Raw genomic sequence first — 13,292 nt, 5'->3', positions numbered from 1 at the left:
GGCGGCGGAGCGCTCACCAGGCGGCGAGGCTGAAAAGGTAGACGAGGGGCGCGGTCACCAGGATCGAGTCCAACCGGTCCAGGATGCCACCGTGGCCGGGCAGCAGGGTACCCATGTCCTTGAGTCCCAGGTCTCGCTTGAGGAGCGACTCCCCCAGGTCCCCCAGGGTGGCCACCACCACCACGCAGGCACCCAGGACGGCGCCCGCCCACGGTGGCCCGTCCAGTACCCACACGCACAGCACGCCCACGGCGACCGTGGCCACCATGGAGCCCGTGAAGCCCTCCCACGACTTCTTGGGCGAGACCGATGGGGCCATGGGGTGCCGGCCAAAGGTGATACCAGCCAACCACCCGCCGGTGTCATTGGCCACCGGAAGAGCGAAGAGCGTAATGACCTTGCCGACCCCGTGGTCCTGGCGTACCAGCAGCAGGGCGAATGAGGCCAGGAGCGGCAGGTAGGTGGCGGCCAGGACGGAGGCGGAGGCGGCTACCGAGCGCGCACGGCGGACGGCGTCGTGCGCGTCGGTACGAGGGACGTCGTGCCCGGGGACCTCCAGCACGGTACCGGTCTCAGCCTCCGCCTGGTCCAGGAAGCACCACAGGACGCAGGCCCCGGCGGTGGCCAGGTAGGCGCCGAGGGCCGCCTCCGCCCCGACGTTCCAGGCGCAGACGGCTGAGCCGACCGTGCCCAGCCACAGAGGGGCCAGGGGCAGGCGGATGCGTTTGCGGGCCAGGGCCCCGGCCAGCTCCCACAGGGCGGCACAGACCGCGACCACCACCAGGCCGACGAAGAAGACCTTGTTGATGAGCAGCGAGGCCAGGATCACGGAGATAAGCAGCGCGGCTACCCCGACGGCGGCAGGCAGGTTGCGCCCTGCCCGCCCGGTGGAGGGCAGGGGGGCGTGGTTGCGTGTCGGCGGCGGGGTCAGCAGCGTTCTCAGGACGGTCACGGTCGGCAGCAGGGGGTCGGGGCGGGGGCAGCGGCGGGGCTCAGACCTCTAGGAGCTCGGCCTCCTTGGCGGCCAGGGCGGCGTCGACCTGCTCGACGAAGCGCCTCGTCAGGGAGTCCAGCTCGTGCCCGGCGCGCTTGACGTCGTCCTCACCGGCCTCCCCGTCCTTCTTGATGGTCTCAAGCTCCTTCTTGGCCTTGCCCCGGATACCGCGGATCTGGACCCGGGACTCCTCGGCCCGGGTCCGGGCCAGCTTGACGTAGTCCTTACGACGCTCCTCGGTGAGCGCCGGCAGGGTGACGCGGATGACGGTACCGTCGTCAGTGGGGTTGACCCCCAGGTCCGACTCGCGGATGGCGGTGGTGATAGCCTTCATGGCCGAGCGGTCGAAGGGGCTGACGAGCACGGTGCGGGCCTCGGGGATGGTCAGGGAGGCCAGCTGCTGGAGGGGTGTGGGGGCGCCGTAGTAGTCCACCATAATGCCGTTGAACATGGCAGGGTTGGCGCGACCGGTGCGGATGGCGGCGAGCTCGCCCCTGGCGGCCTCCAGGGCACGCTCCATCTTGTCCTCGGCCTCAAGCATGACGTCTTCGATCATTGGTCTTCCTTGCACTGGTGGTTGGTAGGTGGGACCGCGCCGGGCGCGGGAAGTTGAGGGTGGTGGCCGGTGGGGCCACCGAGGTCGGGGCTCAGGCCTCGCCGGTGACCGACACGAGGGTACCGATCTTCTCCCCGAGCAGGGCCCGGGTGATGTTCCCACGTCCGCCCATGCCGAACACCCGCATGGTCAGGCCGTTGTCGCGGCACAGGGCGAAGGCGGAGGCGTCCAGGACCTGGAGCCCCTCGCTCAGGGCCCGGTCGTAGGAGAGACGCTCCAGCCTGACGGCGTCGGGGTGGGTACGCGGGTCGGCGGTGTAGACCCCGTCCACCCCGTTCTTGCCTACCAGGAGCTCCTCGCAGTGGGTCTCCAGGGCGCGCTGGGCCGAGACGGTGTCGGTGGAGAAGTAGGGCAGGCCCGCCCCCGCCCCGAAGACCACCACACGCCCCTTCTCCATGTGACGGATGGCACGTAGCGGGATGTAGGACTCGGCGACCTGCCCCATGGCGATCGCGGTCTGGACCCGGGCGGGCACGCCTGCCTGCTCAATGAAGTCCTGCAGAGCCAGGGCGTTCATGACGGTGCCGAGCATGCCCATGTAGTCAGCCCGGGCGCGGTCCATCCCCCGGGAGGAGAGCTCGGCACCGCGGAAGAAGTTGCCTCCGCCGACGACGACAGCCACCTGGACCCCCTGGAGCACGGCCTGGGCGATCTGCCGGGCGGCGTCGGAGACGACATCGGCGTCCAGCCCCACGCTGCCGCCTCCGAAGACCTCACCAGAGAGCTTGAGCAGGACACGACGCGGACGGCGCGACGTATCGGTCTGGGGGGTCTGAGTCATGACGGGTCTCCTTACGTCAGTCCGCGGCCTGGGGTACGGTCGCGCGCACGCTCGCGCTCGCACTACCTGTCAGAGACTACCTGGTTGACCGCCGTCATCACGGACGGGAGGCCACCCGTCGTCTGGCCGAAGGAGGTCCCCCGAACCGGTGGATGAAACCCCAGCCAGCCACTAGGCTACGTGAAGACACTCACAGTCGAGCGCCGTCCCCACCGCAGGAGCCTACCCATGACCCTCTACCCCTTACTGCTGCCAGCAGCATCCTCCATCCGCCTGGACGCCCGCTGGTACGACTACTTCCCCATCGTCATCTACTTCGGCTTCGTCATCGCCGTGGGCTTCATGGCCAAGATGCGAACCTCCTCCTCCAACGAGTTCCTCACCTCGGGCCGTTCCCTGCCCGCCTGGGTGACCGGCATCGCCTTCGTCTCGGCCAACCTCGGCGCCGTGGAGATCATGGGCATGTCCGCCAACGGGGCGAAGTACGGCCTGCCGACCTTCCACTACTTCTGGATCGGCGCCATCCCGGCCATGCTGTTCCTGGGGCTGGTCATGATGCCCTTCTACTACGGCTCCAAGGTCCGCTCCGTGCCGGAGTTCATGCTCAAGCGCTACGGCAGCACGGCGCACCTGATCAACGCGATCGCCTTCGCCCTGGCCCAGCTGCTCATCGCCGGGGTCAACCTCTTCCTGCTGGGCTCGATCATCAACCGCCTGCTGGGCTGGCCGCTGTGGGTGGCGCTGGTCGTGGCCGCCGTCATCGTCTTCTCCTACATCAGCCTGGGCGGGCTGTCGGCGGCCATCTACAACGAGGTCCTGCAGTTCTTCGTCATTATCGTGGCCCTGCTCCCCCTGACCCTGCTGGGCCTGCACCGGGTGGGCTGGTGGGAGGGGCTCACCGAGAAGGTCACCCAGGCGGTGTCCGGGGCCCAGGGCACCTACGCCGACCCCGCCGCCCAGCTCCACTCCTGGCCCGGTCTGCTCCTGTCCGGCTTCGGCTCCCCCGTCCTGTCGGTGATCGGCATCGTCTTCGGCCTGGGCTTCGTGCTCTCCTTCGGCTACTGGACCACCAACTTCGTGGAGGTGCAGCGTGCCATGGCGGCGGACTCCATCTCCTCGGCGCGCTCGGCCCCGATCATCGGCACCTTCGCCAAGATGCTGGTCCCGTTCCTGGTGATCATCCCCGGTATGGTGGCCGCCGTCCTGGTCAGGGAGGTCATCGACCTCAAGCAGCTGACCATCGCGGGCACCGAGGCCCCGGCAGGCAGCGCCACCTACAACGACGCCGTCCTGCTGCTCATGCGTGACGTGCTGCCCAACGGGCTCCTGGGCCTGGCGATCACCGGCCTGCTGGCCTCCTTCATGGCCGGTATGGCAGCCAATATCTCCGCCTTCAACACGGTGTTCACCGTGGATCTCTACGAGGGCTACATCAACAAGAAGGCCGATGACGCCACCTACCTGAGGATCGGGCACCTCGCGACGGCGTTCGCCACCGTCACCGCCATCCTCACGGCGTTCATCGCCTCCAAGTTCGAGAACCTCATGGACTACCTCCAGCAGCTGTTCTCCATGTTCAACGCCCCGCTCTTCGCGACCTTTATCGTCGGCATGCTCTGGAAGCGGGCAACGGCGACCGCGGGCTGGATCGGCCTGGTCTCAGGGACCCTGGCGGCGCTGACCCTCAATATCCTGCACTGGACGCACCTGCTGAACCTCCCGGGCCAGGGCCTGGCCTTCCTGGCGGCAGGTGCGGCCTTCACCACGGACCTGGTGGTGACGGTGGTGGTCTCGCTGGCCACCAGGCCCAAGCCCGACTCCGAGCTCGTCGGCTTCGTCTACTCCCTGACCCCCAAGGAGCACCGCGCCGACCCCAAGAGCGCCGAGCTCGCCTGGTTCCGCCGGCCGGTCCCCCTGGCGATCTGCTCGGCCGCCCTCGTCCTCCTCCTCAACACCATCTTCCACTGACCAGGGAGACAGCTATGAACACGTTCCTCAAGGTCCTCGCGGACATCCGCACCGTCATCGCCGCCGTGCTCGGCATTATCGGCGTGTACCTGCTCCTGTGCTCAGCCTTCCTCAACGGTCCTGACGAGAACGCCAAGACCGGCGGGGTCAACGCCAACCTGTGGGCCGGTATCGCCCTGCTCGTCATCGCCGGCTCCATGGCGGCCTGGTGGCTCCTCTCCCCCGAGGGTGAGAGCGGCGACGAGAACATCACCGGCATGGACGAGAAGACTATTAAGAAGATCGTCCACGAGGGGATCTAGCACGCGAGATCCGGGGGGCCCGCCAGGAGGTCACCAGACTGCCCACGGGAACGTCCCCCACCTCGTGAACGTGCCTGTGGGCGGCGCTGTCACGCACCGCCCACAGGCACGCCCCGTCTCGGGGCCGGTATTAGGGGACCGCCCTCAGGCACCCACGCGGAAGCGCACGAAACCGGTCAGCTCACCGCCGGTAGCCTTGACGACCTTGCCGACCGTGGTCTTGGGGTCCTTGGCGTAGGCCTGGTCCAGCAGGACGTTCTCCTTGAAGAAGCCGTTCAGGCGTCCCTCGACGATCCTGGCGATGGCCTTCTCGGGCTTGCCCTCGGCGCGGGTGACCTCCTCGGCGATGGAGCGCTCCTTGTCCACGATCTCAGCCGGGACGTCCTGGCGGCTGAGGTAGGCCGGGGAGTAGGCGGCGACGTGCATGGCGACGTCGTGGGCCACCTTGGCGGCCGCGGCGTCGGTGCCCACCAGCACGCCCACCTGGGCGGGCAGGTCGGGGTTGGTGCGGTGCAGGTAGAGCTCCACCTGCGGCGCGGTCAGGCGGGCCAGGCGGCGCACGACGATCTTCTCGCCGATGACGGCCTGCATGGAGTCGGTGAGGTCCTTGACGCTGGTGCCGTCGACCTCGACCTCGGCCAGCGCCTCGGCGCTCTGGGCGTCGGAGGCCAGGGCGGCGGCGAGGACCTTGTCGGCGTAGTCCAGGAACTTCTGGTTCTTGGCCACGAAGTCGGTCTCGGCGTTGATCTCGACAAGGACGCCCACCTGGCCCTGGGCCTCATCGACGACCTTGGCGACAATGAGCCCGGCGGAGGCGGAGCGGCCCTCGCGCTTGGCAATGCCCTTGAGTCCCTTGACGCGGATAATCTCAATGGCCTTCTCAATGTCGCCGTCGGCCTCGTCGAGCGCCTTCTTGACGTCGAGCATGCCGGCGCCGGTCTTCTCGCGCAGCGCCTTAATGTCAGCAGTGGTGTAGTTCGCCATGGATATCTCCTGGTGATCGTGGAGTTGACGGACGAAGTATTGGGGCTCAGGCCTGCTCGGAGGCGGCCTTCTCCGTGGCCTCGGAGGTACCGGAGAGGAGCTCGGCCTCCCACTCGGGCAGGGGCTCGTCCTCGGGGGTCCCGGCGGACTCCTTGGCGCCCGTGCGGCCCCGGCCCGCGGCGGGGTCAAGCAGCCCGGCCGCCACGGCCTCGGCCACCACGCGGGTCAGCAGCTCAACGGAGCGGATGGCGTCGTCGTTGCCGGGGATGCCGTAGGTGACCTCGTCAGGGTCGCAGTTGGTGTCGAGGATCGCGATGACCGGGATTCCCAGCTTCTTGGCCTCGGCAACGGCCAGGTGCTCCTTCTTGGTGTCCACCACCCAGACGGCGGCGGGCAGCTTGGCCATGTCGCGGATTCCGCCCAGGGTGCGGGAGAGCTTGTCCTTCTCCCGACGCATCATGAGCAGCTCCTTCTTGGTGCGGCCGGAGCCGGCCACGTCGTCAAAGTCGATCTGCTCAAGCTCCTTCATGCGGTCCAGGCGGGCGTGCACGGTGGAGAAGTTGGTGAGCATACCGCCCAGCCAGCGCTGGTTCACGTACGGCATACCCACTCGCTGGGCCTGCTCGGCCACGGCGGCTTGCGCCTGCTTCTTGGTGCCCACGAAGAGGATGTTCCCCCCACGGGCGACGATCTCCTTGACAAAGTCATAGGCGGCGTTAATGCCGTCCACCGACTGCTGAAGGTCGATAATGTAGATGCCGTTGCGCTCGGTGAGGATGAAGCGCTTCATCTTAGGGTTCCAGCGGCGGGTCTGGTGCCCGAAGTGGACACCGCTCTCGAGGAGCTGGCGCATGGTCACGACTGCCATGACGGTCCTTTCGTGTGGTCCCGGGAGGTTGCCCGGGCCACGGTCTCTCTGGGACCGACGGCGCCGCCGTCCCGTGGCGGGGACCTGACGCCGGGGTCCGGGGGCTGGTTTCTTCCCTGCCGTCACCCGTGCGGGACAGGTGGGACGACCCCGACGCCGACGGGGCGGTACCGGGTACGGGCCTGGTGCCTGCGACGCGCAGCCACCCGGCTGGGCCGGGACCACGACTGCGTCATCCGAGAGGACGTCCTGTCAGGCCCACCAGGTACTGGTGGCCCTCGCAGGTGCGGGCACGCGTAGTCAACGCACTGGGACCTGTCGATCCAAGATGACAGGCAGCACGCTGCGGCGTGAGGGTATCACAGCCTCTCAGGACGGCGCCTGCGACCGCCTACCAGGCCCTGCCGCAGTGCCGACCAGACCCCTCGCCTCCTCGATAAGAGCGCCCCTTAGAGGCAGGAACCGCGGAATCATGCGGCGTCACTCGGCGCCCTCAGCCTGTGGACAACTCTTTGTCCACAGGGTAGAGGCATCGCAGGTGAAACGTGGGACGCGCTAGGCACAGCATATGGTCATGACACACTTCACACATATTCTTCAGCCAGTCCAGCCCGCCCGCGCCCGGAGGGTCTCCGGCCTGGTGCTCCTGGCCGCCGCCCTGCTCCTGCTCTCGTCCTCGGCACCGGCGGCGTCCCCTCACTCCAGGTCCACCAGCCCGGATCCGCCACCCGGACAGGTAGGGCCTCGACCCGCCCCGGCCGAGAGGACCATGATCCCGGGCGGCGGACACGACGTCATCGCCCCGGCCCCAGGGCCCCAGCCCCCGACCACCCCCACCCAGGGCCGTTTCCCTTACTCCACCACGGTGTCCTTGGCGTCCTCCCCGGTGCCCGCCCCGGTTGTCCCCGGCGACCCGACCGTCTCCGTTGACGCGCCCGGCCCGGCCAGCCCACCGGTTCCTGCTGGCCCCGGTGCTCCCGACCTGGGTACTTCTCCCGCTCCCGCTGGCCCCACCCTAGCCGGCACGGCCTCCCAGGGGACGTCCGCTCCAGCCACCCTCACTGTCCCACCCGACCCGGCAAGCCGGACGGAGCTGGCCAACCCACCGGTTCCTGCTGGCCCGGCGGAGCCGGTTGGTCCGACGGAGCTGGCCAGCCCGCCCCGGCCCACGGCCCCCGAGCCGCCCCCGGTCCCGGGGAGCACGCCCGTCACGGGAACGACAGCTGGCGCCCACCCCACCGTCCTCGCACACGGCCAGGCGGTTCCTGCGTCAGGGCTGACGGTCTCAGACGCCACCTGGCTCATGCCGGACGCCGCGGGGGTATCGGTCCCAGGGAGCGGTCAGGGTGACCCGGCGCCCCTCCCCCAGCGCTCACCCCGGGTGCGCTACACCTGGCCGACAGGGGGCCCGGTCGCCGTCCTAGCCTCCTTTGACCCGCCCGCCCACGACTGGCTGCGCGGGCACCGGGGAGTGGATCTGGCCCTGGCCGCAGGCTCCCCGGTACGTGCCGCGGCAGCAGGGACGGTGGCCTTCTCCGGGCCCGTGGCCGGGCGGCCGGTGGTCTCGATCGACCACGCCGACGGAATCCGTACCACCTACGAGCCGGTAGAGCCCTGCGTGCAGGCCGGGGACCACGTGGAGGCCGGGCAGGTGATCGGCACGCTCCTGGCTGGCCACCGTACCGACGGGGTGGACGCCCTTCACTGGGGTGCGCGCACCGGTCGGAAGAGCTACATCAACCCTCTACGGCTCCTGACCTCCACGGTCATCCGCCTCAAGCCGTCCCGGTAGCGACGGGCTGGCGGCGCAGGAGGTGTCTTGCACCACCAGCCCGTGAGAGCACCGGCAGACCCGGGGCCGGGAGCCTGTGCGCCCTTATCGCACGTGTCGTCCGCCTTCTGTGGGGCGGTCCTTCCACCCCAGGTTGCGCCGCGTCGGCACCTGCTACACGGCTCAGAAGATCCTCCCCTGGAGGTCCTCCCCTGGGCTACGGGGCCGGTCCCCCGGCCCGGCACGTCCAGACCCGCGCCAACCTGGACCTGAGCTCGAGGGGCTGGTCCTCCCTGGGTCAGCTGGGCTCGTCGTCGCGGCAGTCCCCAGGTAGAGGGACACGCAGTTTTCCCCGGGCCAGCGGAGCCCGTGCATGAGTGATACCCGCGCGGCAGAGCCGTCCTTCCGACGTCTGCGGGTCCGCAAGCTGACCCGGGCGCAATGTCCGTCCGGCCCAGCAGCCGCCTCGACGCAGGCCCCACGGCGGTCGGGGCTCCAGACCCCCGACCCGGACGGGGCCACGACGCACGCTCCGAGAGGATTATGGCAACCCTCCACGCCTCCACCCCGGACGACGTGGCCCCTCTCCCCTGGTCCGGGGTGAGTCCACGCCTCCCCCCGGACCGGACACCACTCCTTGAATAAGCCTGCGGACGTCAGCTCAGGCACTCACCCGCTCCATAATGAGCTCACGTACCCGCCTGGCATTGGCCTGGCCCCGGGTGGCCCTCATGACCGCGCCGACAATGGCACCCGCGGCCTGGACCTTGCCGCCACGGATCTTCTCCGCGACGTCGGGGTTGTCGGCCAGGGCCTGGTCAACCGCAGCCAGCAGGGCGCCGTCGTCGGAGACCACCTCCAGGCCCCGGGCGGCGGACACGGCCTCGGGGTCACCCTCCCCGGCCAGGACACCCTCCAGGACCTGACGTGCCAGTTTGTCGGTAAGGCGTCCGCTGTCCACCAGGGACTGGAGCTGGGCGACCTGCGCCGGGGTGACGGGCAGGTCCTCCAGCGTGACCCCACGCTCCTTGGCGGCGCGGGAGAGCTCCCCCATCCACCACTTACGGGCAGCCTGGCCACTCGTACCGGCAGCCGTGGTGGCCTCGACCAGCTCCAACGCACCGGCGTTGACCACGTCACGCATCTCGGAGTCGGACAGGGACCACTCGGCCTTCAGACGCCGCCGCCTGGCAGCGGGCATCTCGGGCAGGGCGGCCCGGATCTCCTCGACCCACTGACGACTGGGGGCCACGGGGACGAGGTCGGGCTCAGGGAAGTAGCGGTAGTCGTCCGCATCGGACTTGACGCGACCGGGGCGGGTGGTGCCGTCGGCCTGGCCGTGGCGGGTCTCCTGCAGCACCGTCCCCCCGGAGGCGAGGACCGCCGCCTGACGCCGGATCTCGTAGCGGACAACCTGCTCAATACCGCGGAAGGTGTTGACGTTCTTGGTCTCGGTACGGGTACCCAGGGGGGCGTCGGGGGACTCACGCAGGGAGACGTTGACGTCAGCACGCACGTTGCCACGCTCCATACGCGCCTCGGAGACCCCCAGGGCCCGGAAGATGTCGCGCAGGGTCCTCACGTAGGTGGCCGCGACCTCAGGGGCCCGCTCGCCCGCGCCCTCGATAGGGCGGGTGACGATCTCCACCAGGGGCACGCCGGCACGGTTGTAGTCCACCAGGGAGTGGCTGGCGCCCTCGATACGGCCGTCAGCCCCACCCACGTGGGTGTTCTTCCCGGCGTCCTCCTCCATGTGGGCCCGCTCAATGGGGACGGTGAAGAAGGTACCGTCCTCCAGCTCGACCTCCAGGGCTCCGTCGTAGGCGATGGGCTCGTCGGACTGGGAGGTCTGGAAGTCCTTGGCCAGGTCTGGGTAGAAGTAGTTCTTCCTCGCGAATCGGCAGGACTCGGCGATCTGGCAGCCCAGGGCCAGGCCGATACGGATGGCGTACTCCACCCCCTTGCCGTTGACCACGGGCAGTGAGCCGGGAAGCCCCACGCTGGTGGGGGTGACCATGGTGTTGGGTCGCGCCCCGAAGACGTTGGGGGCGGCGTCGAACATCTTGGTGGCGGTGCCCAGCTCGACGTGCACCTCCAGCCCCAGGACCGGGTCGTAGCGGCGCACCGCCTCGTCGTAGTCCATGAGCTCGTCCATCAGTTCTCCTCCTCAGATACGGCGCCCTGGCCGGGGGCGGCCTCGGGCAGGGCGGGGGCCTGGGAGAGCAGGGGGGCGCCCCACCTGTCCTCCAGGGCGGCCTCCAGGACGGCGCCCACGCGGTAGAGGCGGTCGTCGGCACGCTGCGGGGCCAGGATCTGGAAGCCGACCGGCAGGCCGTCGACCAGACCCGAGGGCAGGCTCATCCCCGGGACACCGGCCAGGTTCGCCGGGATCGTGGTGACGTCCAGCTTGTACATGGTCAGCGGGTCGTCCTTCTCCCCGAACCTGTAGGCCGTCACCGGCGCGGTGGGTGAGACCAGGACGTCCGCCTCGTCCCAGGCGGCGGCGAAGTCGCGCTGGACGAGCGTGCGCACCTTCTGGGCGCTCCCGTAGTAGGCGTCGTAGTAGCCGGCGCTCAGCACGTGGGTGCCCAGGATAATGCGGCGCTTGACCTCGTCACCGAAGCCGGCGCCGCGGGTGGCAGCCATGACGGTCTCGGCGGTGACGGGGCCCTGCGCAGGCTCCACCCGCAGGCCGTAGCGCATGCCGTCGTAGCGGGCCAGGTTGGAGGAGGCCTCGGCGGGCATAATGAGGTAGTAGGCGTCCAGGGCGTACTCCAGGTGCGGCAGGCAGACCGTCTCGACCTGGGCCCCGGCCTCCTCCAGCAGGTGCAGAGCCGCGTGGAAGGAGTCCACGACGCCGGGCTGGTAGCCCTCGCCGCCGTCGAGCTCGCGGACCACACCCACGCGCAGCCCGCTGAGGTCGCGCCCGGCCCGTGCGGCGCGCACGACGGCGGCCATACCCCGGGGGGCGTCACTCAGCGAGGTGGAGTCCAGGGGGTCGTAGGAGGCGATGACGTCGTGCAGCAGGGCGGTGTCCAGGACGGTGCGGGCCATGGGGCCGGGGGTGTCCAGGGAGGAGGCCATGGCGATGACGCCAAAGCGCGAGACCGTGCCGTAGGTGGGCTTGACCCCCACGGTGCCGGTGACGGCGGCGGGCTGGCGGATGGAGCCACCTGTGTCGGTGCCCACCGCCAGGGGCGCCTCAAAGGCCCCCAGGGCCGCCGCCGAGCCGCCCGAGGAGCCCCCGGGGATCCGCCCCAGGTCCCAGGGGTTGGAGGTCCGGCCGAAGGCCGAGTGCTCGGTGGAGCCGCCCATGGCGAACTCGTCCAGGTTGGTCTTGCCCAGGACCGGTAGGTGGGCGGCACGCAGGTTGGTCACCAGGGTGGCGTCGTAGGGCGGGACCCAGCCAGCGAGGATCCGTGAGGCCGCGGTGGTCACCTGTCCCCTGGTGCAGATGAGGTCCTTGACGGCCACGGGTACCCCGGTGAGCTCACCGGCCGCCCCCTGGCGCCGTACGGCGTCGGCGGCGTCGGCGTCGGCCAGGGCCCTAGAGGCGTCCACGTCCAGGAAGGCGTGCACGGCGTCGTCAACGGCGGACACACGGTCCAGGTGCGCCTGGGTCAGCTCGTGGGAGGAGACCTCGCCGGAGGCGAGGGCAGCGGCCTGCTCGGCGGCGGTGGCGCGCACGAGCGAGGAAAGTGTGGAAGAGGTCATCGGTCCTTACTCCTCCCCGAGGATCTGGGGCACGAGGAACATGGAGTCCTCGGCTGCTGGGGCACCGGCAAGGAGCTCGTCGACGTCCAGGGTGGGGCCGGGAACGTCCTGGCGGAGCACGTTGGTCAGGGGGACCGGGTGGGAGGTGGCAGGCAGGTCGGGCGTGACCACGCTGGTGACCCGGGCGAAGGACGAGGCGACGGCGTCCAGCTCACCTGCCAGGCGCGTCACCTCCTCCTGGCTCAGCGCCACCCGTGCGAGCGCCGCGACGCGGGCTACCTCGTCGGTGGAGATGGTGGACATGGCGGCAGTGTATCCGCGCCCGGCCCCGCCTCGCCCCTAGGCGGCACCGGAGCCGTAGCGGCACGAGGGCGCCTGGGGTCGTGATGCTCCTCCTGCCCCTGGGCGGCACCAGACCAGGCCTCGTATTGCAGGAGCTATGGTGGCTGGCGCCGGGGTAGCCGTGAGGTTCGCGGGGACGGACCCGTATTGCAGGGGCTACGGACCTGCCTCACACGTAGAGGTCCTGATCGCCAGGACAGCTCCGTACACAGGGGCTGCCCGTCCGGTGCGTGGGTCGCCCGAAGATGGGCCTCAGGCCGTCCTCGGGGGGACGCCAGCGCTCCGCGCACGGGCACAGGTCCGCGCCTGGGCGGGGCTGGCAGGACCAAGACCGTCCTGCTCTGAGGGGCTGGACCGCGGGTCCGCGCCTGGGCGGGGTTGACACGGAGCAGGTGGCGGTCCGGCAGCATGGCTGGCGCGAGCCCACGCCTGGGTGGAGCTGGCCACGGGCGGGCTCGCCCGCGGCGTGTCGGCGGCCGCAGGTCCACACCTGGGTGGGGCCAGCGCCTCCGTGGTCGGCAGGCACCAGCGCTCCGCGCGGGCGCTGTCCGCGAGCTCGAGCGGTGAAGGGCCCGGCGTGGCGCCTGGGCTGTCTCGTCGAGGAGCGCGACCACCACCCCCGAGGACGCCAGGAGAGCAGCAGCACCATTCAGCCCCGTCCCGGTAGGAAACGACCGACGCCTGCCGGTAGGCGGCCCCCAGCCAGACCACCAGCCCCGTCCCGGCAGGAAACACCTCCCAGAGGACGCAAGGGGCGCTTACCTACCGCCCTGGAGCGCCGCACCGCCCCGTCCCCGACTACTTTTGCCCGATCTCACAGAGAGAATCACCGTGTTCTCCATTGACAACTCAGCGACTCACCGGTGTGATGGAACCTACGGCTCGCACGTCGGCGGGCCATTGGATTGTGGACAAGGTTGGGCACGCCGTCCCCTGTACGACGTGCCCACCC

General features: G+C 69.9%; 11 protein-coding genes. 3 read left to right on the top strand and 8 right to left on the bottom strand.

The window, feature by feature from the left end:
- Positions 1-13: 13 nt before the first annotated feature.
- The 3 genes from JJJ15_RS10950 to pyrH form a co-directional block, all read right to left on the bottom strand.
- On the bottom strand, positions 14-952 hold the full coding sequence (locus JJJ15_RS10950) for a phosphatidate cytidylyltransferase (protein ID WP_246742044.1): 939 nt from the start codon (positions 950-952) through the stop codon (positions 14-16).
- Between the two features lie 40 nt (positions 953-992).
- Positions 993-1,550 carry a ribosome recycling factor gene (gene frr / locus JJJ15_RS10945; protein ID WP_106108681.1) on the bottom strand — a complete coding sequence of 186 codons (558 nt, stop codon included), beginning with the start codon at positions 1,548-1,550 and terminating at the stop codon, positions 993-995.
- A 91-nt stretch (positions 1,551-1,641) separates the two neighbouring features.
- The gene (pyrH, locus tag JJJ15_RS10940; protein WP_106108680.1) at positions 1,642-2,391 is read right to left on the bottom strand and encodes a UMP kinase; all 750 of its coding nucleotides are present in this window, start codon (positions 2,389-2,391) and stop codon (positions 1,642-1,644) included.
- Positions 2,392-2,619: 228 nt separating this feature from the next.
- On the opposite strand from pyrH, the gene JJJ15_RS10935 reads away from it, so the two are divergent.
- Positions 2,620-4,359 carry a sodium:solute symporter family protein gene (locus JJJ15_RS10935; protein ID WP_200510752.1) on the top strand — a complete coding sequence of 580 codons (1,740 nt, stop codon included), beginning with the start codon at positions 2,620-2,622 and terminating at the stop codon, positions 4,357-4,359.
- A gap of 14 nt (positions 4,360-4,373) precedes the next feature.
- Positions 4,374-4,661 (top strand): hypothetical protein, encoded by a 288-nt coding sequence (locus JJJ15_RS10930; RefSeq protein ID WP_106108678.1) that lies wholly within the window; start codon positions 4,374-4,376, stop codon positions 4,659-4,661.
- A 144-nt stretch (positions 4,662-4,805) separates the two neighbouring features.
- On the opposite strand, the gene tsf is transcribed toward JJJ15_RS10930, so the two are convergent.
- The gene (gene tsf, locus JJJ15_RS10925) at positions 4,806-5,645 is read right to left on the bottom strand and encodes a translation elongation factor Ts (protein ID WP_200510751.1); all 840 of its coding nucleotides are present in this window, start codon (positions 5,643-5,645) and stop codon (positions 4,806-4,808) included.
- A gap of 46 nt (positions 5,646-5,691) precedes the next feature.
- Complete coding sequence (gene rpsB / locus JJJ15_RS10920; RefSeq protein WP_106108676.1) at positions 5,692-6,513, bottom strand: 30S ribosomal protein S2; 822 nt, start codon at positions 6,511-6,513, stop codon at positions 5,692-5,694.
- 574 nt (positions 6,514-7,087) lie between these two features.
- On the opposite strand from rpsB, the gene JJJ15_RS13280 reads away from it, so the two are divergent.
- Positions 7,088-8,305 (top strand): M23 family metallopeptidase, encoded by a 1,218-nt coding sequence (locus JJJ15_RS13280; protein WP_246742043.1) that lies wholly within the window; start codon positions 7,088-7,090, stop codon positions 8,303-8,305.
- Positions 8,306-8,945: 640 nt separating this feature from the next.
- On the opposite strand, the gene gatB is transcribed toward JJJ15_RS13280, so the two are convergent.
- From gatB to gatC, 3 genes are read right to left on the bottom strand one after another with little or no spacing between them, the layout of a single operon-like run.
- On the bottom strand, positions 8,946-10,439 hold the full coding sequence (gatB, locus tag JJJ15_RS10910; RefSeq protein ID WP_106108674.1) for an Asp-tRNA(Asn)/Glu-tRNA(Gln) amidotransferase subunit GatB: 1,494 nt from the start codon (positions 10,437-10,439) through the stop codon (positions 8,946-8,948).
- Entirely contained in the window at positions 10,439-11,998 is a 1,560-nt protein-coding gene (gene gatA / locus JJJ15_RS10905) for an Asp-tRNA(Asn)/Glu-tRNA(Gln) amidotransferase subunit GatA (protein WP_200510750.1), read from the bottom strand. The genes gatB and gatA overlap by 1 nt, the downstream gene beginning before the upstream one ends.
- Positions 11,999-12,004: 6 nt before the next feature.
- Positions 12,005-12,301: an Asp-tRNA(Asn)/Glu-tRNA(Gln) amidotransferase subunit GatC gene (gatC, locus tag JJJ15_RS10900; protein WP_106108672.1), complete on the bottom strand. Its 297-nt coding sequence runs from the start codon at positions 12,299-12,301 to the stop codon at positions 12,005-12,007.
- Positions 12,302-13,292 lie beyond the last annotated feature (991 nt).

Source organism: Actinomyces sp. HMT897 (genome assembly GCF_016626125.1).
Lineage (GTDB): Bacteria > Actinomycetota > Actinomycetes > Actinomycetales > Actinomycetaceae > Actinomyces.
Note: the sequence above shows the minus strand (reverse complement) of the source record. Positions and strands in the feature narration are given on the sequence as shown.